Annotated in this window: 18 protein-coding genes; 4 read left to right on the top strand and 14 right to left on the bottom strand. The window is 63.9% G+C overall.

What is annotated here, in order from left to right:
* Positions 1 to 7: 7 nt before the first annotated feature.
* The gene (locus tag CK220_RS10075; protein ID WP_095811489.1) at positions 8 to 1,198 is read right to left on the bottom strand and encodes an acyl-CoA dehydrogenase; all 1,191 of its coding nucleotides are present in this window, start codon (positions 1,196 to 1,198) and stop codon (positions 8 to 10) included.
* Positions 1,199 to 1,301: 103 nt separating this feature from the next.
* Here CK220_RS10075 and CK220_RS10070 point away from each other — a divergent pair, with 103 nt between their 5' ends.
* Positions 1,302 to 2,213, top strand: coding sequence for a LysR family transcriptional regulator (locus CK220_RS10070; protein ID WP_095811378.1), 912 nt, complete (start codon positions 1,302 to 1,304; stop codon positions 2,211 to 2,213).
* Here the strand turns inward: CK220_RS10070 and CK220_RS10065 are convergent, their stop codons facing one another.
* From CK220_RS10065 to CK220_RS10030, 8 genes are all read right to left on the bottom strand, one after another.
* Positions 2,214 to 4,532 (bottom strand): Tex family protein, encoded by a 2,319-nt coding sequence (locus CK220_RS10065; RefSeq protein ID WP_095811377.1) that lies wholly within the window; start codon positions 4,530 to 4,532, stop codon positions 2,214 to 2,216.
* Between the two features lie 121 nt (positions 4,533 to 4,653).
* Positions 4,654 to 5,832, bottom strand: a complete 1,179-nt coding sequence (locus tag CK220_RS10060) for a serine hydrolase (protein WP_095811376.1) — start codon at positions 5,830 to 5,832, stop codon at positions 4,654 to 4,656.
* A gap of 31 nt (positions 5,833 to 5,863) precedes the next feature.
* On the bottom strand, positions 5,864 to 7,060 hold the full coding sequence (locus tag CK220_RS10055) for a serine hydrolase (RefSeq protein WP_095811375.1): 1,197 nt from the start codon (positions 7,058 to 7,060) through the stop codon (positions 5,864 to 5,866).
* 65 nt (positions 7,061 to 7,125) lie between these two features.
* Positions 7,126 to 8,154, bottom strand: a complete 1,029-nt coding sequence (locus tag CK220_RS10050; RefSeq protein ID WP_176479043.1) for an extracellular solute-binding protein — start codon at positions 8,152 to 8,154, stop codon at positions 7,126 to 7,128.
* 47 nt (positions 8,155 to 8,201) lie between these two features.
* Positions 8,202 to 9,014, bottom strand: coding sequence for an ABC transporter permease (locus CK220_RS10045; protein ID WP_095811373.1), 813 nt, complete (start codon positions 9,012 to 9,014; stop codon positions 8,202 to 8,204).
* A complete protein-coding gene (locus tag CK220_RS10040; RefSeq protein WP_095811372.1) occupies positions 9,007 to 9,954 on the bottom strand; it encodes an ABC transporter permease in 948 nt (315 codons plus the stop codon). Before CK220_RS10040 ends, CK220_RS10045 begins: the two co-directional genes overlap by 8 nt.
* On the bottom strand, positions 9,954 to 11,054 hold the full coding sequence (locus tag CK220_RS10035; protein ID WP_095811371.1) for an ABC transporter ATP-binding protein: 1,101 nt from the start codon (positions 11,052 to 11,054) through the stop codon (positions 9,954 to 9,956). The genes CK220_RS10040 and CK220_RS10035 overlap by 1 nt, the downstream gene beginning before the upstream one ends.
* Positions 11,055 to 11,197: 143 nt before the next feature.
* On the bottom strand, positions 11,198 to 12,856 hold the full coding sequence (locus tag CK220_RS10030) for an amidohydrolase (RefSeq protein WP_095811488.1): 1,659 nt from the start codon (positions 12,854 to 12,856) through the stop codon (positions 11,198 to 11,200).
* A gap of 168 nt (positions 12,857 to 13,024) precedes the next feature.
* Between CK220_RS10030 and CK220_RS10025 the strand changes: the two genes are divergently transcribed.
* The 3 genes from CK220_RS10025 to CK220_RS10015 all read left to right on the top strand — a co-directional run bounded on the left by CK220_RS10025 (position 13,025) and on the right by CK220_RS10015 (position 15,964).
* Positions 13,025 to 14,056, top strand: coding sequence for a histone deacetylase family protein (locus CK220_RS10025; protein ID WP_095811370.1), 1,032 nt, complete (start codon positions 13,025 to 13,027; stop codon positions 14,054 to 14,056).
* 430 nt (positions 14,057 to 14,486) lie between these two features.
* Positions 14,487 to 15,197, top strand: coding sequence for a helix-turn-helix transcriptional regulator (locus tag CK220_RS10020; RefSeq protein ID WP_095811369.1), 711 nt, complete (start codon positions 14,487 to 14,489; stop codon positions 15,195 to 15,197).
* Entirely contained in the window at positions 15,194 to 15,964 is a 771-nt protein-coding gene (locus CK220_RS10015; RefSeq protein ID WP_095811368.1) for a helix-turn-helix transcriptional regulator, read from the top strand. Before CK220_RS10020 ends, CK220_RS10015 begins: the two co-directional genes overlap by 4 nt.
* A 29-nt stretch (positions 15,965 to 15,993) precedes the next feature.
* Here the strand turns inward: CK220_RS10015 and CK220_RS10010 are convergent, their stop codons facing one another.
* Genes CK220_RS10010 through CK220_RS09990 form a run of 5 tightly spaced genes read right to left on the bottom strand, consistent with a single transcriptional unit; the run spans position 15,994 to position 19,970 of the window.
* Positions 15,994 to 16,431: a hypothetical protein gene (locus CK220_RS10010; RefSeq protein WP_095811367.1), complete on the bottom strand. Its 438-nt coding sequence runs from the start codon at positions 16,429 to 16,431 to the stop codon at positions 15,994 to 15,996.
* 19 nt (positions 16,432 to 16,450) lie between these two features.
* Positions 16,451 to 17,533: a flagellar biosynthesis protein FlhB gene (gene flhB / locus CK220_RS10005; protein WP_095811366.1), complete on the bottom strand. Its 1,083-nt coding sequence runs from the start codon at positions 17,531 to 17,533 to the stop codon at positions 16,451 to 16,453.
* Positions 17,534 to 17,557: 24 nt separating this feature from the next.
* Positions 17,558 to 18,574: a flagellar motor switch protein FliG gene (locus tag CK220_RS10000; protein WP_095811365.1), complete on the bottom strand. Its 1,017-nt coding sequence runs from the start codon at positions 18,572 to 18,574 to the stop codon at positions 17,558 to 17,560.
* 43 nt (positions 18,575 to 18,617) lie between these two features.
* Entirely contained in the window at positions 18,618 to 19,004 is a 387-nt protein-coding gene (gene fliN / locus CK220_RS09995) for a flagellar motor switch protein FliN (RefSeq protein WP_095811364.1), read from the bottom strand.
* A gap of 30 nt (positions 19,005 to 19,034) precedes the next feature.
* On the bottom strand, positions 19,035 to 19,970 hold the full coding sequence (locus CK220_RS09990; protein ID WP_095811363.1) for a FliM/FliN family flagellar motor switch protein: 936 nt from the start codon (positions 19,968 to 19,970) through the stop codon (positions 19,035 to 19,037).
* Positions 19,971 to 19,979: the final 9 nt, after the last annotated feature.

Below are 19,979 nucleotides of genomic sequence, written 5' to 3'. Positions count from 1 at the left end.
TGCCGGCTTAGAAAAATGCCTGCAGTCCCGTCTGCGCCCTTCCCAGTATCAGCGCATGCACGTCATGCGTGCCCTCATAGGTGTTGACCGTCTCCAGGTTCTGCGCATGACGCATCACGTGGTAGCCGATCTGGATGCCGTTGCCGCCATGCATGTCGCGCGCCTGACGGGCGATATCGAGCGCCTTGCCGCAATTGTTGCGCTTGACGATGGAGATCATCTCCGGCGCCATCTTGCCTTCGTCCATCAGCCGGCCGACGCGCAGCGACCCCTGCAGGCCGAGCGCGATCTCGGTCTGCATGTCCGCGAGCTTCTTCTGGAAGAGTTGCGTTCCGGCGAGCGGCTTGCCGAACTGCTTGCGATCGAGGCCGTATTGCCGCGCGCGGTGCCAGCAATCCTCGGCCGCGCCCATGGCGCCCCACGAGATGCCGTAGCGCGCCCGGTTGAGGCAGCCGAAGGGTCCCTTCAGGCCCGAGACATTGGGCAGCAGCGCCTCTTCGCCCACCTCGACGCCTTCCATCACAACCTCGCCGGTGATTGAGGCTCGCAGCGAAAGCTTGCCGCCGATCTTCGGCGCCGACAGCCCCTTCATGCCCTTTTCCAGCACGAAACCGCGGATCTGGTTGTCATGCGCGGCCGACTTTGCCCAGACGACGAAGACGTCGGCAATCGGCGCGTTGGAGATCCACATCTTGGACCCGGAAAGCCTGTAGCCGTTCGCCGTCTTCTCGGCGCGCGTCTTCATGCCGCCCGGATCGGAGCCGGCATCCGGCTCGGTGAGGCCGAAGCAGCCGATCCATTCGCCGGAGGCGAGCTTCGGCAGGTACCTCTTGCGCTGCTCTTCCGAGCCGTAGGCATGGATCGGATACATGACCAGCGACGACTGCACACTCATCATCGAGCGGTAGCCGGAATCGATGCGCTCGACTTCGCGCGCCACCAGCCCGTAGGTGACGTAGTTGGCGCCGAGCCCGCCATATTCCTCCGGAATGGTGATGCCGAGCAGGCCCGCGTCGCCCATCTCGCGGAAGATCGAGGGATCGGTCTTCTCATCGGCATAGGCTTCCTCGATGCGGGGCGCCAACTTGTCGGCGGCGAAGGCCGCTGCGCCGTCGCGCACCATGCGCTCGTCTTCGGAAAGCTGGTCCTCGATCAGGAAAGGATCGTTCCACACGAAAGCATTCTTCTCGGCGGCCATGACATGGGTCTCCCGGTAACCTTGATGGCCCGGCTTATCCGCCTCCACCTGGAAAAAATCAAACAAAATTGCATCAAGGATCAATGAGCGTTAGTAATAGATCATGAACGTCCAGCGCCGCCTCTTGCCGAACATCAGCGCGCTTGCCGCCTTCGAGGCGGTGGCGCGTCTCGGCTCCTTCACCGCCGCGGCCCGCGAGCTCGATCTCACGCAAGGCGCCGTCAGCCGGCAGATCAATCTGTTGGAAGAGCAGTTCGGGCGCCGGCTCTTCGAACGCGACAGCCGCAATGTCAGGCTGTCCACGGCGGGCGAGATCTATGCCGAAGCGGTGCGCTCGGCGCTCGGGCAGTTGCGCGATGCGGCGCTTGGATTGATGAGCAATCGGCATAGCGGTGTTCTCAACCTTGCCATCCTGCCGACCTTCGGCACGCGCTGGCTGATGCCGCTCATTCCGGATTTCGTCGCCCGCCATCCGGACATCACGATCAATTTCGCCACCCGCATCGGCCGCTTCGACTTCGTGCGCGAGCGCCTCGACGCCGCGATCCATCACGGCATGTCCGACTGGCCGGACGCAGATTGCACGCTTTTGATGCGCGAGACCGTGATGCCCGTCGCCGCGCCCGAATTCCTGGCGCAGCGGAAGGTCGCGACGCCAGCCGATATCGGCCGCCTGCCTCTGCTGCACATGGCAACGCGTCCCGACGCCTGGAGCGAATGGTTCGAGCATCAGGAGCTCGACGCGCCGACCGCCCCCGGCATGCAGTTCGAGCAGTTCGGCACGGTCGCGCAAGCCTGCATGGCGGGGCTCGGCGTGGCGCTGCTCCCGCAGATCCTGATCGCCGGAGAATTGCAGCGTGGCCAGTTGGTGCCGGCGCCGGGCAAGCCGATGCAGAGCCGCAGTGCCTATTATCTCGTCGTGCCGCACGACAAGCGCGGCCATCCGCCGGTTGTCAGTTTTCGCGACTGGCTGCGGGGCCAGGTTGAGAAGGAGCCGGCTGTTCTGGCGTGGTAGCTATTTCCGTTTCATCGCCTCAGCGAGCGCCGCACCGAAAGCACCCTGCGCCGGCCGTTCGGGCTGGCGTTGCGGCGCCGGCGAACGCGGCACGGGCTTGCCGCCGCCGCTGTCACGCTGGCCGCCGCGCGAGGCGCCGCCATCGCCGTCCTTGCGCATAGACAGGCCGATACGGTTGCGCTTGATATCGACGTCGACGACCCGCACTTTCACGACATCGCCGGCCTTCACCACCTCATGCGCGTCCTTGATGAAGCGGTCGGCCAGTTGCGAGACATGCACCAGCCCGTCCTGGTGCACGCCGATGTCCACGAAGGCGCCGAAGGCGGCGACATTGGTGACGGTGCCTTCGAGCAGCATGCCGGGCTTCAGGTCCTTGATGTCGTCGACGCCTTCGGCAAAGGTCGCCGTCTTGAAGCCGGGGCGCGGGTCGCGTCCAGGCTTTTCCAGCTCGGCGAGGATGTCGCGTACCGTCGGCAGGCCGAAGCGCTCGTCGACGAAGACGCGCGGATCGAGCGCCTTGAGCGCGGCACTGTCGCCCATTAGCGAGCGCACGTCGCGCCCGCAGGCGGCGACGATCTTCTTTGCCACGCCATAGGCTTCCGGGTGCACCGCAGAAGCATCGAGTGGCTCGGAACCATTCGGGATGCGCAGGAAGCCGGCGCACTGCTCGAACGCGCGCGGCCCGAGGCGCGCCACCTTCAACAGGTCGCGACGGGTGGCGAAGGGACCGCCGGCGTCACGATGCGCGACGATCGCTTCGGCAAGCGATGGCCCCAGTCCCGAAACGCGCGCCAAGAGCGGCGCGGATGCTGTGTTGAGGTCGACGCCAACGGCATTGACCGCATCCTCCACCACCGCCTCCAACGAGCGGCCGAGCCGGTATTGGTCGACATCATGCTGGTATTGGCCGACGCCGATCGACTTCGGCTCGATCTTGACCAGTTCGGCCAGTGGGTCCTGCAGGCGTCTCGCGATCGACACAGCGCCGCGCAGCGACACGTCGAGGTCGGGAAACTCGGCGGCCGCCGTCGCCGAGGCCGAATAGACCGACGCGCCGGCCTCGCTGACGATCACCTTGATGGGCTTCGGCCCGCCGTCCGACGGCAGGCCGGCGAGCATGTCGGCCACCAGCTTCTCGGTCTCGCGGCTGCCGGTGCCGTTGCCGATCGAGATCAGCTCCACCTTGTGGAAGCGAATGAGCCTGGCAAGTTCCGCCTGCGTGCCGCGCACATCGTTCTTCGGCGGAAACGGATAGACGGTCGTCGTCGCCACCAGCTTGCCGGTGCCGTCGACCACAGCCACCTTGACGCCGGTGCGGATGCCGGGATCGAGACCCATCGTGGGCCGCGAGCCGGCGGGCGCGGCGAGCAGCAGGTCCTTGAGGTTGCGGGCAAAGACATGGATGGCCTCGTCCTCGGCCCGCTCGCGCAGGTCGCGCATCAAATCAAGCGTCAGATGGAGCGATAGTTTTATCCGCCAGGTCCAGCCGGCGACCTCCATCAGCCAACGGTCGCCCGGCATGGTGCTGCCAATCGCATAGGCGTTGGCGATCATCCGCTCGACCGGCTTCACCGGCAGGGCCTCGTCGGCATCGACCTCGATGTCGAGCGACAGCACTTCCTCGTTTCGGCCACGCAGCATGGCCAAGGCGCGATGGCTGGGCACGTTCGCCCAGCGCTCGACATGGTCGAAATAGTCGGAGAATTTCGCGCCCGCCTCCTGCTTGCCGTCGACGACGCGGGCGCGCAGGAAAGCGCGTTCCTTCATATAGGCGCGCAGCCTGCCAACCAGCTCGGCGTTCTCGGCGAACTGCTCGGACAGGATGTCGCGCGCGCCTTCGAGCGCCGCCTTGGCTTCGGGAACCTCGTCGGTGAGATAGGCTAGCGCGAGTTCGGCAGGCACCGCCGAACGGTCGGCGAGGATCGCCTCGGCCAGCGGCCCCAGTCCACGTTCTCTGGCGATCTCGGCCTTGGTGCGGCGCTTCGGCTTGTACGGCAGGTAGATGTCTTCGAGCTCGGCCTTGGTGGTCGCCACCGCGATTTTGGCCTCGAGGTCCTCGGTCAGCTTGCCCTGCTCGCGGATAGAACCGAGGATGGTGTCGCGGCGCGCATCGAGCTCGCGCAGATAGGCAAGCCGCTCGGAAAGGTCGCGCAGCTGCGTGTCGTCGAGGCCGCCGGTGACCTCCTTGCGATAGCGCGCCACGAAAGGCACCGTTGCGCCCTCGTCCAGCAGCCCGATTGCGGCTGCCGCCTGCTCCGGCCGCGAGCCGATCTCGGCCGCGATGATTGCTGCGATGCGCTTGATGTCTGATGCCATGCTGGTTCCCGTCGAAAAGAGCGGCGACCATAGGCCTGGACGACGGCTGCGCCAACCGCCGTGCGTTAACCCCGCCGGGAAGGTCCACAGGAAACAGTGTCGGGACGACCAGCCGAACGGCTCAAACCATCCCGCTCAATGTCTCGAAAAATGCCACGATATCAAGGTCGAGCTGGTCGTCGACCGGCTCCGGCTGCGACGACATCTTGGCGATGACCACCTCGTCGCTCGGGTTGACGTAAATCCACTGGCCGTGGATGCCGATACCGCAGAAGGCGCCGCTTGCCCTGCCCATTTGGTACCATTTGTTGCGGTAGCGGCCCTTCGGGAAGAGGAACAGCATCGCGCCGCGCCGCCAGGCTTCATGGCTGCCGCCCTTGGCAACCGTGTCGCGCACCCAGGCTTCAGGCACGATGCGGCGGCCGTTGGCCGTGCCGCCCTGCCGCATCATCTCGCCGATACGGGCAAGGTCGCGCGGCGTCATCGACATGCCGCCGGCGGTACGCGCCGTGCCTTCCATATCGACGGTCACCGACATCTCGCTCGCGGCGCGCAGCGGCAGCCACAGTTTCTCACTGAGCAAGTCGCTGACGCGTTTGCCGGATGCCCGCTCCACCAGGATGCCCAGCATATCCGAATTGGGTGAGCGATAGCGGTAGGTCTGCCCATGCGGCTCCGAGAGGCGCTGCAGCGTCAAAAGAAAAGCAGCGAGACTTTCCGACCCGCCGCCCGGATTCCACAGTGTCGCGCGGCGATAGCGGGCGAAGGCGCTTTCGGGATCGAGATAGGCCTCCTCGAAATCGAGGCTGACCGTCATGTCGAGCACATTGCGCACGCTCGCATCGCCATAGGCCGAGCCCTTGGCTTCGGGGATGTACTTTGTCACCGGCGCTTCCGGGTCGAACACCCCCTCGCCTTCCAGGATGCCGGCGAGGATCGCCGTCACCGACTTGCTGATCGAAAAGATGATGTGGCGCTGACCGAACGCCATATGCGGCGCCGACCAGTCGCCGACCAGCCTGCCGCCCTTCAGGATCGTCAGCGCGTCAGTGTCGGAGCGCTTGAGAAAGGCTTCGACTGTTTCGGCGCTACCAGCCAAGGTAACTTTCTCATCGAGCAGCGCGCCGAGCGATTTCACCTCTTCCTCGCCGCCGGGCGCGGCGGCAACATGGACGCTCGGCACCAGTTCGCCGACATTCTGGAACGACCATTGGCTGAACGGCCTCAGCCGCCAGTTGTCGAGCCGCACATCCTTGCGGGCAAAGCCGTATCTGGTCTCGAACGCGGTGTTGCCGGTCACGATTGTCTCCCGGGGCGTCTGTCTCTGATTTTCAGCCTAGCGCGGCAGCTATGGCGTGCACGGCCTTCAGCGTCGCCACCGAATAGGCGGCGTTGAGGAAATCCGGATAGGTCGAAAGCTTCACTACGACCATCCTGTGCTCCCAGCTGATATGGATCATCTGGCCGAACACGCCCTTGCACATCAGTGCGCGAGAGCGCGGATCCTCGATCCAGAATTGGTTGCGGTAACTGCCGTCCGGAAGGCTGGGGCTGAAATTCGGCCCGTGCTTGCCGCTGCGCGTCGCCTCGATCCACTCGGCCGGGATCACACCGCCGCCATTGTCGAGGATCAATTGGCCGAAGCGGCCATAGTCGCGCAGCGTAGCGTTGAAGCCGCCATCGGCCAGCGCATAGCCGGCGCTGTCGACGGTGAAGCAGGCGCTCTCGTCGGCGCCGAGCTTCTGCCAAAGCTCTTCCGAGACAAGCTGCGCCAGGCGCTTGCCGCTCACCCGCTCCATGATGAAGGCAAGCACATCGGTCTCGATCGAGCGGTATTCGAAGGCCTCGCCATGCTCCCGCACCTTGTCCTTCAGCCGCAGGATCAGCTCGAACAGATGCGCAGGCCACCGGAAATCAGGATCGCTGCCCGGCGGGATCGGCTTCCAGCCGGTGGCGACATCGACCTGACCGATCTCGGAATAGCGATCGGTGTACTCTTCCGAGAAGCGCACGCCGGCCGTCATGTCGAGCACTTGCTGCACGGTGGCCCCGGCCCAAGCGGTCTCGCCGAGCTCCGGAAGATAATCGGTCACCAGCCTAGCCGGGTCGATCAGGCCGCGCCCGACCAGGATGCCGCATACCGAGCCGGTGACCGACTTTGCCATCGACTGCGACAGATGCAGCGTGCGCTCGTCCATGCCGTTGAAGTAGCGCTCGTAGGCGACCTTGCCGTCCTTCAGCGCCAGGAAGCCGTCCGTAAAGGTCTCGTCGAGCAGTCCGGCGAGCGTTGTCGGTCGGCCCTCGCTATCCGCCACCGCCAGGTCATCGAGATCGACCTCGGCGCGCTCGAGCCGACGGCGATGACCTTGGCCGCGCCACACCTCGACAGTCGGCAAAAACTCACGGATGTGCTGGAAGGCCCAGCGGTTCCATGGTGGCCGATCCCAATCGAGCTTCGGCAGAGCCATGGCCGGCGGCGAGCCCTGCATGATCGGGGGCCGCGGATCGGAGTTGCGGTAAGATGTCATCAGTCCCTCCCTGCACATAAGAAAGGGAGGCCGGAGCCTCCCCTCCTTCATGCATTCTGCCGGAGCTATTTGCGGAGGTTGGTCCAGATCTTGTTGTAGATCTCCACCACATCCGGCGGGCACGGCGGCACGAATTCCGGCGTCGGCGAGCCGGCCGGCGGGCTGATTTCCGGCGAGTTGGCGAACTCCGCCGGCAGGAATTTGTGGCTGCCGGCGATGCCGTTGTCGTAACCGGCAAACTCGGAGATCAGCGCCGCGTTCTCAGGCGCCATGACGAAATCCTGGAAGAGCTTGGCGTTCTCCAGGTTCTTGGCGCCCTTCAGCACCGCGACATTGTCCATCCAGCCTTCGATGCCTTCCTTCGGATAGGCATATTTGATCGCCAGGATCTTCTGACGCGAGCGGTAGGCCGCACCATTCCACTGTTCGGTCACGATCACGTCGCCGGAAGTGATCTTGGTGATGGTGTCGTAGCTGAAGGTCTTCCACGACGGCTTGGCGGCCATCAGTACATCGTTGACCTTTTTCAGGCTGGCCTTGTCTGCGCCGCAGCGCGGCACGCCGGCATAGCGCTCGGCCGCGTGCATGACCGTGTTGACGTCGTCGAGCACGTTGATCTGGCCCTTCAGTTCGTCCGGCGGGTTGAACAGGATGGCCAGCGTGTTGATGTCGCCCTTGAACTTATCCGTATTGACGGAGAACGCCGTCGTGCCGAATTGCCACGGCGCGGTGTAATGGCGTCCGGAGTCCCAGTAGATATCGAGGAAGCGCGGATCGATGTTCTTGCCGTTCGGCATCGCGTTGGGCTCGGTCTTTTCGAGCAGGCCCTCTTCGATCATGATCTTCACCGTGTAGTCGGAAGGCACAACGATGTCGTAGCCGGAATTGCCGGCGCGCACCTTGGACAGCATGGTTTCGTTGGAATCGTAGTCGTCCAGCGTCACCTTGACGTTGTACTGCTTCTCGAACTTCTCGATCAGCTTGGGGTTGGTATAGTCGCCCCAATTGTAGATATGCAGCTCGCCGTCGGCGAGCGCCGGAACGGCCCATAACAATACGACCGCGGAAACGGCCGCCATCAGTTTTCCAGACATTCAATGTTCTCCTTGCCTTCCCATTGTTTTGTGTTGGAGCTCACGGATCATTTGGCGCGTCGGCGCGCGATCAGGAACGAGACCGAGACGAACAGGATCGACACCAAAAGCAGGATGGTGGAGATGGCGTTGATCTCCGGCGTCATCGGCCGCCGGATCTGGTTCCAGATGTACAAAGGCAAAGTCGTCTGGCCGGGGCCGGCGACGAGCTGGGTGATGGTGAAATCGTCGAATGAGACGATGAAGGCGAGTGCCGCGCCCGACATGATGCCGGGAACCAGCAACGGCAGCGTGATGCGCCTGAACGCGTTCCACGGCGTCGCATAGAGGTCGGCGGCGGCATATTCCAGCGTCAGGTCCATATCCTCAAGCCGCGCCCGGATCGGCATATAGGCGAAGGGAATGCAGAACACGGTGTGGGCGAGGATCAGATTGCCGATGCCGAAATTCAGTCCGAACGTGCCGGCGATCAGCGCGAAGAACGAGAGCGTCGCTACCGCCGTGATGATTTCCGGCACCATCAGCGGCAGGTTGATGACCATGAAGGCAGCCGCCAGCCCGCGCCACGGCTTCACCCTTGTCATGCCGATCGCCGCAAGCGTCGCGCACACGGTAGAAATTATCGTGGCGCTGATCGAGATGATCAGCGTGTTGCGGGCAGCGTTATGGAATTCCTCGTTGCGCAGCGCGCTGCCGTACCAGCCGAGCGTGACGCCCTCCCAATGCGTGACCAGCGAGCCGCTGTTCAGCGAGAAGATCATCAGGATCAGCACCGGCACGTAGAGCACCAGCAGGCAGATGATCGCGATCGAGCGGAAGCCCGGCTGCTCCTTGATGTCGATGCTGCGGGGCTCAGCCATGCTGCACCTTCCCCGACGTGTTGCGGACGTAGAAGAACAGCGCCACCAGAACCGCGGCCATCAGGATCAGCGCCTGCGCGCAGCCGAGCGGCCAGTTGCGCCCCGATCCGAACTGCTGGGCGATCAGATCGCCGATCATCAGGTGGACACCGCCGCCCAGGATCAGCGGCGTGACGTACGCGCCGAGCGCCGGGATGAAGACGAGCAGGCAGCCGGCGATGATACCGGGCTTCGACAGCGGGATGATCACCCGCCACAGCACCTGGCGGCGCGTCGCGTAGAGATCGTAGGCCGCCTCGATCAGCCGGAAATCGAGCTTCTCCAGGCTGGAATAGAGCGGCAGCACCATGAACGGCAGAAAGGCATAGAGTAGGCCGAGCTGGATGGCGAAATTGGTGTAGAGCATGGTGATCGGCTTATCGATCACGCCGAGCGCCAGCAGCGCGTTGTTGATCAGCCCTTCGTCGCGGATGATGAACATGATCGCCAGCGTACGGACCAAAAGGTTCGACCAGAACGGGATGGTGATCAGAAGCACCCACCAGTTGCGCTGCGCCGGCGGCCGCGTCGCCATGAAATAGGCGGTCGGAAAGCCGAGCAGCAGGCAGATGATCGTCGTCACCACCGCGAACAGGAACGAGCGCAGATAGATGATCAGGAAGTCCGGCGTGAATTGCAGGGTGTCGTCGAAGATGTCGCGCTGGAACAGGAAGTTCAGATAGGCGTCGGTCGAGAACTGCCACTGCACGCCGCCATAGGGCGCGGCGACCAGGAACGAATAGACGCAGATGATCAAAAGCGGCAGCACGCCGAAGATGCCGATGATGATCAGAGCCGGCAGCGACAGCAGCCGGTTGCGCCGCGCGCCGGCTTTCACCGCCTGGGCCTCGAACAACGCGGCCTTGGATGGCATGGTTGGGGTGAGCGTAGCTGTCGTCATCAGTCTTTCAAGACGCGCGCGGCGTCCTCCTCGAACTGGATGCCGACCTTGGCGCCGGTCTCGTACGTGGCCGGGCTCGAACGGCTGTTCTGATGGCGCACGATGAAGTTTTCACCGCCGTCGAGCCTCACGTGGTAATGCGTATCGGTGCCGAAATAGACGATGTTGGAAAGCGTTCCAGCGATCGTGCCCTTGGCCGGATCCGGCACCAGGTCGGCATGCTCGGGGCGCACCACCAGCGTCACCTCGCCTGTCGGATCGAAGCCTTCCGGATAGCCGGCGGCGATCGTCGCGTTGCTCGCGAATTTCACCGTCGCCATCCCTGGCTTCTTCGACATCACCGTGCCGGCCAAGAAATTCGTCTCGCCGATGAAATCGGCGACGAAGCGCTCGGCGGGGCGATCATAGATGTCGCGCGGCGTGCCGACCTGCAGGATCTTGCCGGCCGACATCACCGCGATGCGGTCGGACATGGTCAGCGCTTCTTCCTGGTCGTGGGTGACGAAGATGAAGGTGATGCCGGTCTCGTGCTGCAGTCGCTTCAGCTCGATCTGCATTTCCTTGCGCAGCTTGTAGTCCAACGCCGAGAGCGGCTCGTCGAGCAGAAGCACCTTCGGCTGCGGCGCGAGCGCCCGGGCGAGCGCCACACGCTGCTGCTGGCCGCCCGATATCTGGCTGGTCCGGCGTGCCTTGAGCGCCTCCATCTTCACCAGCTTCAGCATCTGGGCGACGCGCGCCTCGATTTCGCCCTTGGGCTTGCCGAGCATCTCCAGTCCGAAGCCGATGTTCTGCGCCACCGTCATGTGCGGGAACAGCGCATAGTTCTGGAAGACGGTGTTGACGGGTCGCTTGAACGGCGGCAGCGGCGCGATGTCCTGGCCGTGCAGGAGGATCTCGCCGGCGCTTGGGAAATCGAAGCCGGCAATCAGTCTCAGCAGCGTCGTCTTTCCGCACCCGGACGGGCCGAGCAGCGTGAAAAACTCGTTCTCGCGGATAGACACCGACACCGTGTCGAGAGCGGCTACCTGGTTTTCACCGGTTCCAAATACTTTGCGGACACCGCGAACTTCGATCGCGTTCTTACCCGGTTGTTCCGGCACGATTACCCCATTGAGAGAGCCTGCTCTTGGCGGCAGGTGCGTTCCTGTTCGATTGTCACCATAAGCCGACCGGCTTGGCAACTGCGGAGCTGCTACTCGCTTTTTAAACGCAATACCCATGCCAGCCTCAGGCCTGGTCCATCCTAAGCTTGGTAAGTGATCTTTCCGCCACAGATGGTGGTGACCGGCCGCACCCTGTGCAGCGCCTCCGGCGCCGTCTTCTCGATATCGGCCGACAAAACGACGATGTCGGCGAGGTATCCGGGCTTCAGGCGTCCCTTGCGGTGTTCCATGAACTCGGCATAGGCGCCCTCGACCGTGTAGCCGGCAATCGATTCATGCAGCGAGAAGCTCTGGTCCGGGAGGCCTTCTGCCCAAGGTTTGCGCATCACCGCTGCCTGGATGCCCAGGATCGGGTCAACCGGCGAGACCGGCCAGTCGGACGCGAAGACGACCCGCGCGCCGGCATTCTTCAAGGTGCGCCAGGCGTAGCTCAGCGGCCACTTATCGCGGCCGATGCGCGAGATCGTCGGCTCCAGCGGGAAATTCATCGCGCCCGGCGGATGCGGCGGCTGCATCGAGGCGAGCACGCCGAGCTCGGCGAAACGCGGCACATCGGACGGGGTGATCACTTCGATGTGCTCGATGCGGTGCCGGCTGTCGCGCCTGCCGTTTTTCTTCGATGCCGCCTGGTAACCGTCGAGCACGGCACGCACCGCTCCGTCTCCGATCGAATGAACCGCGATCTGCAGGCCGCGCCTGTCGGCTTCGACCGCAACCTCGGCGAAATGCTCGGGGGAAAAAAGCGGCTTGCCGCGCCAGCCGGGACGGTCGGCATAGTCGTCGACCATCACCGCGGTCCAGGAATCGAGCACCCCGTCATAGAAGACCTTCACCATTCCGGACGACAGCCACTCGGAATTGTAGGTCGCCGCCATGCGCGAGGCTTTTTCCAACATGTCCAGGTTCATGAAATTCTTGAAGTGGAACGGGATCTTGGTGCGGCAGATGAGCCGTCCTTCCTCTTGCAACCCGGCAAGCAGCTCGAGCTGGTAGAGATTGCCATCCATATTCTGGATCGAGGTGATGCCATGCTTTGCGCACCACTCAAGCCCGCGATGCATGAGGTCGCGGTCGGCCGCAAGCTCCGCCGCCGACGGATAAGGAGCCGGCTCCGCACCTTCGAGGCCGAGCCGCGTCCGGTTGGCCCCAAAGTGGTCGAGGATCGGCCCGAACGCCTCGCCTTCGCGCAACTCGCCGGCGGCAAGCCCGTCCGCGCCCATAACGATCTCGTTGCCTGGTCCCACCTGCTTGCCATGCAGCAGGCCGGCCTCTTCCAGCGCCTTGGTGTTCGCCCACATCGTGTGATGGTCGGAGGCCGACATGGCGAAGGGCCGGTCGGGAATGATGCGGTCGAGGTGATGGCGCGTCACCGGTTCGGGCAGGATCGCATAGTCTACGCCCGCGCCGATCAACAGCCTGGCATTCGGACGCTTCGCCGCAAAGCCCTGGATCGCGTCGCGCAGCGCGTCGAAGCCTTGCACGCCTGCCAGATGCAGATTGTCGAGCTCGGCCGCGCCGCCGAACAAATGCATATGCGCCTCGATGAAGCCCGGCAGGACGGAGCCGCCCTGGGCATCGACGACACGAGTGGCAGGACCTTTGCAGTCGCGAACGCTATCGCGATCTGCGATCGCAATTATCTGGCCGCCTTTGATTGCAATCGCCTGGGCCGCGGGGGTATCCGGATCCATCGTCAATATGCTGGCGTTCTCGACGATAAGATCGGCCGTTTGCGGCATCATTTTCTCCCCTTTGTGCCTAGGCTAGCAGAGTATTGGCGTCTGGCAAGCCGTCCCGTGCTGGCCCCGACGACAAATCGAAATGCCCCTTGGCGGCGCCGGAACTCTCTGCCACAAAGCTGTTTGAAGCCCCGTAACCCGAACTCGAACAGCGAGCCAACTCCCAAAATGAAGACAGTTTTCTCGCCGCTTCACGCCGGTCACGCCGGCCAGATGGAACTGGTCACCTCGGCGATCGTGCCTGGTTTCGAGAAGCCGTCGCGGGCCGAATTCATCAAGGCAAGGGTGGAAAGCGAGAAGCTGGGGCCGATCATCGGGCCAGTCGAGCACGACCTTGCCGCCGCCAAGCGCGTGCATGAAGCGCACTACATCGATTTCCTGCCGACGGTTTGGCCGGAATGGGTCGCCGCCGGCTTCAAGGGCTCGGCCATGGGCTTCACCTGGCCGACGCGCGGCCTGCGCGGCGATGTGCCGCCGAAGCGCATCGACGCCCTGCTCGGCTATTATTCCTTCGATGCCGGCGCCACCTTCGTCGAAGGCACATGGAAAGCGATCAAGTCATCCTATGACGTCGCGCTGACGGCGGCCGCCCTGGTCAAGGCCGGCGAGCGGACCGCCTTCGCGCTCTGCCGCCCGCCCGGCCACCACGCCGGCGCTGCCTTCATGGGCGGCTACTGCTTCATCAACAACGCCGCCGTCGTCGCGCAATGGTTCCGCGACCAAGGCGCAAGCCGTGTCTCGATCCTCGATGTCGATTACCACCACGGCAATGGCACGCAGGAGATTTTCTATCGCCGCGGCGACGTTCAGGTGCTCAACCTGCATGGCGATCCGATGGTCGAGTACCCTTTCTTCCTCGGCCATGCCGACGAGCGCGGCGAGGGCGAAGGCGAAGGCTTCAACGTCAACTATCCGATGCCCTTCGGCACCGACTGGGACGGCTGGAGCGCGTCGCTGGAAGACGCCTGTGCCAAGCTTGCCGCTTATGCGCCGGACGTGGTCGTGGTCTCGCTCGGCGTCGACACCTTCGAGAAGGATCCGATCAGCCAGTTCAAGCTGAAGAGCGAAGACTATCCCAAGATCGGCCGCCGCATCGCCAAGCTCGGCCTGCCGACGCTGTTCGTCATGGAGGGCGGGTACGCTGTGGAAGAGATCGGCATCAACGCCGTCGGCGTGCTGACCGGCTTCGAGGACCGCTGAGCCATATCTGATCGAAATGACGCGCCTCCGGCTGCAACGGGGGCGTAATTTTTTCGATCTCACCGGGAAATCATCGGCTCGATTCAGCTCTGAAACCACCGCCAAGCAACGCGATGAGCAGCCGCTGAGTCGCAACACGAGTCCAGCGGATTCGATTTTGTCAAATCGCGTTTGATGTCGGATTCATCTGCGGGTAGATTAGACCCGAATCAGCCGTTCCACGGGGAGCGCGGCGACCACCCAAAGTCTCAAGTTCCGGCGTCCGGCCGGCACCAGACGCGGACGGCTTCGCGTTGCTTGTAAGGATTCGGCTAGGTTGGGCGCTGTGCGCGCCCGTGAGTGTGTCTTCGTAAACGTGACGCGTTTCGGGTCCGAGCGCTGGCCAACGCCAGCACCGGGCGCAGGGATCGATTCCGGTCAGAATATCAAAATGAGCAGTCCCGCCGCGCTTCTTCAATCCGACGCTTCAGGCTCGCGCCTAGCGTCCCGCGGCGATCTCACCAGTTTCTTCATGCAGCTTTCAGCCGATATCGGCGCCGACAGCTATATGCTGGTCGCCATGGTGCACGATCAGGATCGCAACGATGCGCGCATCGTCTCATCAAACTGGATTTTCGACGCCATCGAGTTGATCGGCAAGAGGCTGATTGCCAATCTTGCGCTCGGCCCACTAACGGCCGCCCCGGGGGTGCGCCCCAAGCCGTTGGTCGCGGCTCATGCGCCCGACGCCGGCGCGATACTGAGCGGCGAGGAAGCCCGGTTGCTCGATGTGCTCGGCCATGCCGAGATCTATTCGCTGAGGTTGAATGTCGGCCGCCAGCGCCTTTTCGTGCTGTTTTCCGCCGCCGAGCCCGGCAAGATCGACCTCACGGCCCTGATGAAGGCGCAGCTGAAATGCTGCTATGCGCTGTCCAGCATCCCGCAATTGATCGCCGCGGCATCCATGCAGGATCCGCTGTCGGACCGCGAGCGCGAATGCCTGTTCTGGGTATCGGAGGGCAAGACCACCGACGAGGTGGCCCTCATTCTTGGCGTCTCGTCGAACACCGTCAACAGCTACATCACGCATGCCATCCAGAAATTCGCGGCCTCGAACCGCGCAATGGCGATTGCGACCGCGATCAGGAGCGGCATCATTTGAAGCACGCACAGATCAAAGAGGCCGCCGCGGCCCTTTTCAACGAACAGCGCAATCCGTTCGGCGCCTTCTCGCTCGGATCGGAGACGCATCACGCGGTGACCATTCCGGACGCCGTGCGCCGCTGCCGCTGGATCGGCGTCGACATCAACGCTTCCGGTTTCGGATTGTTCTTCGTCAGCCCCTCGTTGGAGCGAGCGCGCCTCGTCGCCTGCCTCGATTCCGATTATCCATCGACCGGCCTCACGACCAAATTCATCTCGGGTGCCAGCGGCGAGGAAATGGTGCGCCACAGTCGCATCTCGACGATGCCGCGCTGGTGGGCCGACAGCGGCATGGCCGGCTCGCGGCGGAGGTTTGAAAGCCTGGCATGGGCCGAACCGACCGCTCCTCTGGCGCCCGCCACCGACGGCATCGCCTTTCCGGTGCATGCGGAGCGCGGTCAGTGCGGGCTGGTCGTCTTCCTGGGGCCGGACATGACCCTTTCGGACGACACGCTCTATGAAATCCACGCGCGCTGCTTTGCGGTGTTTGCGGCGGTCGCCCGCATTCGTCCAAGCGAAACCGGCAGGACGCGCGCCATCTCCAAACGCGAACTCGAATGCCTGAAACTGACCGCCAACGGCAACACCAGCGAAGAGATCGCGAAGCTCCTTAAACTGTCGGTGCACACCGCCAACCAGTACCTCACCCAGTCGACGCAGAAGCTCAACGCGGTCAATCGCAACCAGGCGGTGGCCAAGGCGCTGCGCCTTGGCCTGATCGAGTAGCTCGCCCAGGCCAGGCGCCGAGAACATCGTCAAGGAAAAGCGAGCGGCTCGGTCCTCCGGATGCGCGCCTCATCGATTGCGTCCTCGAGGAGGGCGGTGTTGTGCTCCGGCGTCTCGCCCGGCTTCTCGAAAGAGACGTAATTGACGATCACGGACGTGCCCTGCCCGGTCAGCGTCAGCTGGAAATAGACGGTGACGCCGCGCGGCCGCAGCTCGAGATCGAGCACGATGCGCGGGCTGCCGTCCCAGTCGACATGCGCTTCGCCGCCATGGCCGAGCCTGAGCGTGCCCGGCTGGAAATAGAGCTCCGCAGCCGAGTCCACCAGGTCCGACAGGCAGGCGAAATGCTCCAGCCGGATAAAAGCGATATAGTCGGCGACCTCGATCAGGCGCAGCTCGCCCACCACGTCGTGGATGGCATTGGCGACGATCTGCTCGCGTGAATTGGCGTGTGGTTGCCGGTTCATGGATAGAAACAGCGTCCGATCATTGGGTTTCTTTTCGCTCGGCCTTCTTCGAGTAGACGATCCGCACCAATTCGGCGACGGCCTGGTAGAATTGCGACGGGATCACGCTATCAACCGAAACTTGCTTGTACATGGAGCGGGCAAGCGCCACGTCCTCGAAGATCGGGATGTTGTGCTCTCTCGCGATCTCGCGGATTTTCAGCGCCACCAGATCCTGGCCCTTGGCGAGCACCAGCGGAGCGGAGTCCTCTTCGCGCACATATTTCAGCGCGATGGAATAGTGGGTCGGATTGGCGATGATGAGCGTCGCGCGCGGCACTGCCGTCATCATGCGCCGCCGCGCCCGGTCACGCGCCAGCGAGCGCAGGCGCGACTTCACGATCGGATCGCCTTCCGACTGCTTCAGCTCGTCTTTCACTTCCTGCTTGGTCATGCGCAGGTCGCGCCGCCAGTTGAAGCGCGACCAGACGATGTCGGCGACCGCGATCAGCCCCATGACGAAGACGATCGCCACCAATATGTCGACGAAGATGCTGCGGATGACCATGCCGAACGACACCGGGTTGGTGATCATGCCGGCGAGCAGCCTGCGGTGATCTTCCGACAATGTGAACGCGAGCACGGCGATGGCGAAGGCAAGCTTTGCCAACGACTTGGCGAATTCGACAAAGCCCTGCACGCCGAACAGGCGGCTCCAGCCCTTGGCGATCGAAATGCGCGACAGTTGCGGCCGGATCCGTTCGCCGACGAATTGCGGGATATTCTGGAACACCGAAGCGCCGACGCCGGCCACCACCAGCAGCACCAGCAGGCTGACGACGGCGCGGCCGATTTCGAACAGCACGGTCTTGTAGAGCTCGATGACGTCGGTCTCGGTGTTCATCGGCCAGGCTTCCGGCTTTTCCAGGAACATGGCGAGGAACATGCCGAGATTGACGATGGCGTCCTTGGCGTAGAAGACGCTGAACACCAGTATGGCAAGGAAGGAAGCGAAGATCGCCGTCTCGCGCGAGTGAGGCAGCTTGCCCTGCTCGATCGTGTCGCGGATCTTCTTTTCTGTGGCTTCCTCGGTTTTGGAATCCTTGTCGACCGCCTCAGCCATGGTGCCCTGTCCGGATCACTATCGTCAGGCGGCTTCGGCGGTGGTCTGCGTGGACGGAAGCTCGAACGCTCCTTGCCGCGAAAGACGAATGGTGGCCACGGCGATGGTCTTCCGCGCCGCCATGATGTCGACCAGCGCGATACCTTCCGATCCCTGTCCGAGCTCGGATTCGATCATGCGGCGCGAGCGTGCGCCGATCGCCGACAGCACGGATTCGGTAAGCTCCGCCGGCGCGCCGCGCAAAGCCAGCGTGACGAGCTCCGTCGACAGTCCGTCGAACAGAAGCACGCGCGCCTTCTGGGTGAGCAGCGGCAAGTCGTCGAAGGCAAACAGCCGCGACCTGACCCCGGCCAGATCCGGCGTGCCGGCTTCCTCCAGGTCCTGCATGAGTTCGTCGAGCTCGGGCTTGGCCATCTCGTTGAGCACGCTGGCGACGCGCTCCTGGCCGACCGAGGTGTCCCTGCTCGCTTTTTGCGAAAGCACGCTGGCGCGCAACTGGTTCTCGACGATCCTGGCCGCCGCCTCCGGAATGTTGGCCATCGTCACCATGCGCTTGATGATCTGGCTGCGTATCGGCTTTTCCATCGTCAGCAGCACATTGGCCGCGGTCTGCGGCGCCAGCTTCGACAGCACCATGGCGGACGTTTGCGGGTGTTCGCCGGCGAGGAAGGTGCCGAGGCGCGTCGGCTCGAGCTTTTCGAGATCCGGCCAAATCGGCGGCGGTCCCTCAGGAGCGGGCTCGAACTTCTTCTCGCCCATGATGGCGCTCATTTCCTCTGGCGACAGCGATTCGTTGAGGATCGTGTCCATCCGGTCGGCCGAATCGAGCAGGCCTGCGCCCTCGGTGAACTCGGCCTCGAATTCCGCGACGATCCGCTCCAGGTCGGTTTGCGGGATGGTGCGCAGCAGCCGCGCGCCCTCGATCAGCGCCTTCAGCTCCTCCTGCTTGAAGAATTTGAGCAGCCGGCTGGCCGAGGGCTTGCCCATCGCCACCAGGATGGCGGCGGCCTTTTGCGGGCGCGTCAGCGTCAACGACGTCATCGGGCCTCGCTCCGCTGCCGGTGAATGCTCTCGCCGTCCATGCTCAGGCGCTCTTGGCAGCAGCGTTGATTTCGGTAAGCCTGATGCCGAAGCGCGACGGATCGTGTTCCAGCACCGTGATCTCGCCGCGCGCGATTCTGCGACCGTTGACCACCACGTCGACCGGCTCGCCTATGCGGCGATTGAGCGCTACCGTCGAGCCCTTCTGCAGCGCCATCAGCTCCGACACCGGCATTTCGGTGCTGCCCAGAATGATCTGCACATCGACCGGGATCGTCATGATGATCGAGGAATTAGCGCCGGCCTGCAGGGCGGCGTCGGGGCGGTTCTCCTCCTCCCGCAGCACGCCGCGCAATTCCTCGATGGCGCGGTCGAGCTGCTCGTCCGGCTGGTCGGCTTCGGGTTCGGCTTCCACCTTGGTCTTTGCCATGCCTCGTCTCCAATAATCCCAAGCCAGGCCTCAGCCCGGCACCAATCCATCGATGAAATCCTGCCCGCCGTCGTGGGGATGCCGAACGCGGACCGTGTAATTCTGTCCGAGCTTGCCGAACTCGCAGACAAAGAGCGTCTTGTCGCGCGCGCTGAGCTTTGCCTGCAGCTGCGCGTCCTCCTCGAACTCGATCACCTGGCCGGGCTGGAAGGCGGCGAGATCGCCAAGCGTCAGCCGGGCAAGCGGCATGGTGGCCTCGAGCCGCACGGCCGAGCGCATCACTTCCTCCGAGAAGCGGGCTCGCCAGTCGAATTCCGTCGTCTGGTCGCCGCCTTGAACGGCGGTGGCGCCACGCGTCGCCAGAAGGATTCGCTGCGGGATCATCACCGTCACCGTCCCGGTGTCGGTCGGCGTCGAGATGCCATAGATGATGCGGACCGCGGCCCCGTCGCGCAGCACGCGCCGTTTTGCCTCGTTGCCGGACATCGCCCTCGGGACAGGCTGGCGCAGCTCGAGAGAACGCCGGCCCGATCCGTTCAGCGCCATCGCGACCTCTTGGAAGACGGTGGTGGCGACGTCGGTCTCGATCTGTGACAGGTCGCGCTCGATCGGCGCCACCGGCTGATCCGGATCGCCGCCGAACAGCGCCTGGACCATGACGGCGATCGCCGGCGCGTCCATGACGAGCGTCATGGCGTCGGCCGAGGTCGGCGAAGGAACGATGGTCATGGCGAAGGTTTCGCCCGCGCGCATACGCGCGTCGGGGACACGTCCCACTTCGACGGCTTGCAGGTCGACCGTGACCGGCGCGCCAAGCTCTCCGGAAAGGGCTTTCTGCAGCAGCGGCAGCGAGCGCTCGGCCATGCCGCGGCCGACGCCGATCACCTGCGCGGCCTCGCCGCTGTCGCCGACGAGACGCTCGATGATGAGAGCCCGGGTTTGCGACGGACTGGCCGGACTGGTCATGACGGCAAG

This window comes from Mesorhizobium sp. WSM3860, from assembly GCF_002294995.1.
Lineage (GTDB): Bacteria > Pseudomonadota > Alphaproteobacteria > Rhizobiales > Rhizobiaceae > Mesorhizobium.
This window is presented reverse-complemented; position numbering and strand designations above follow the sequence as displayed.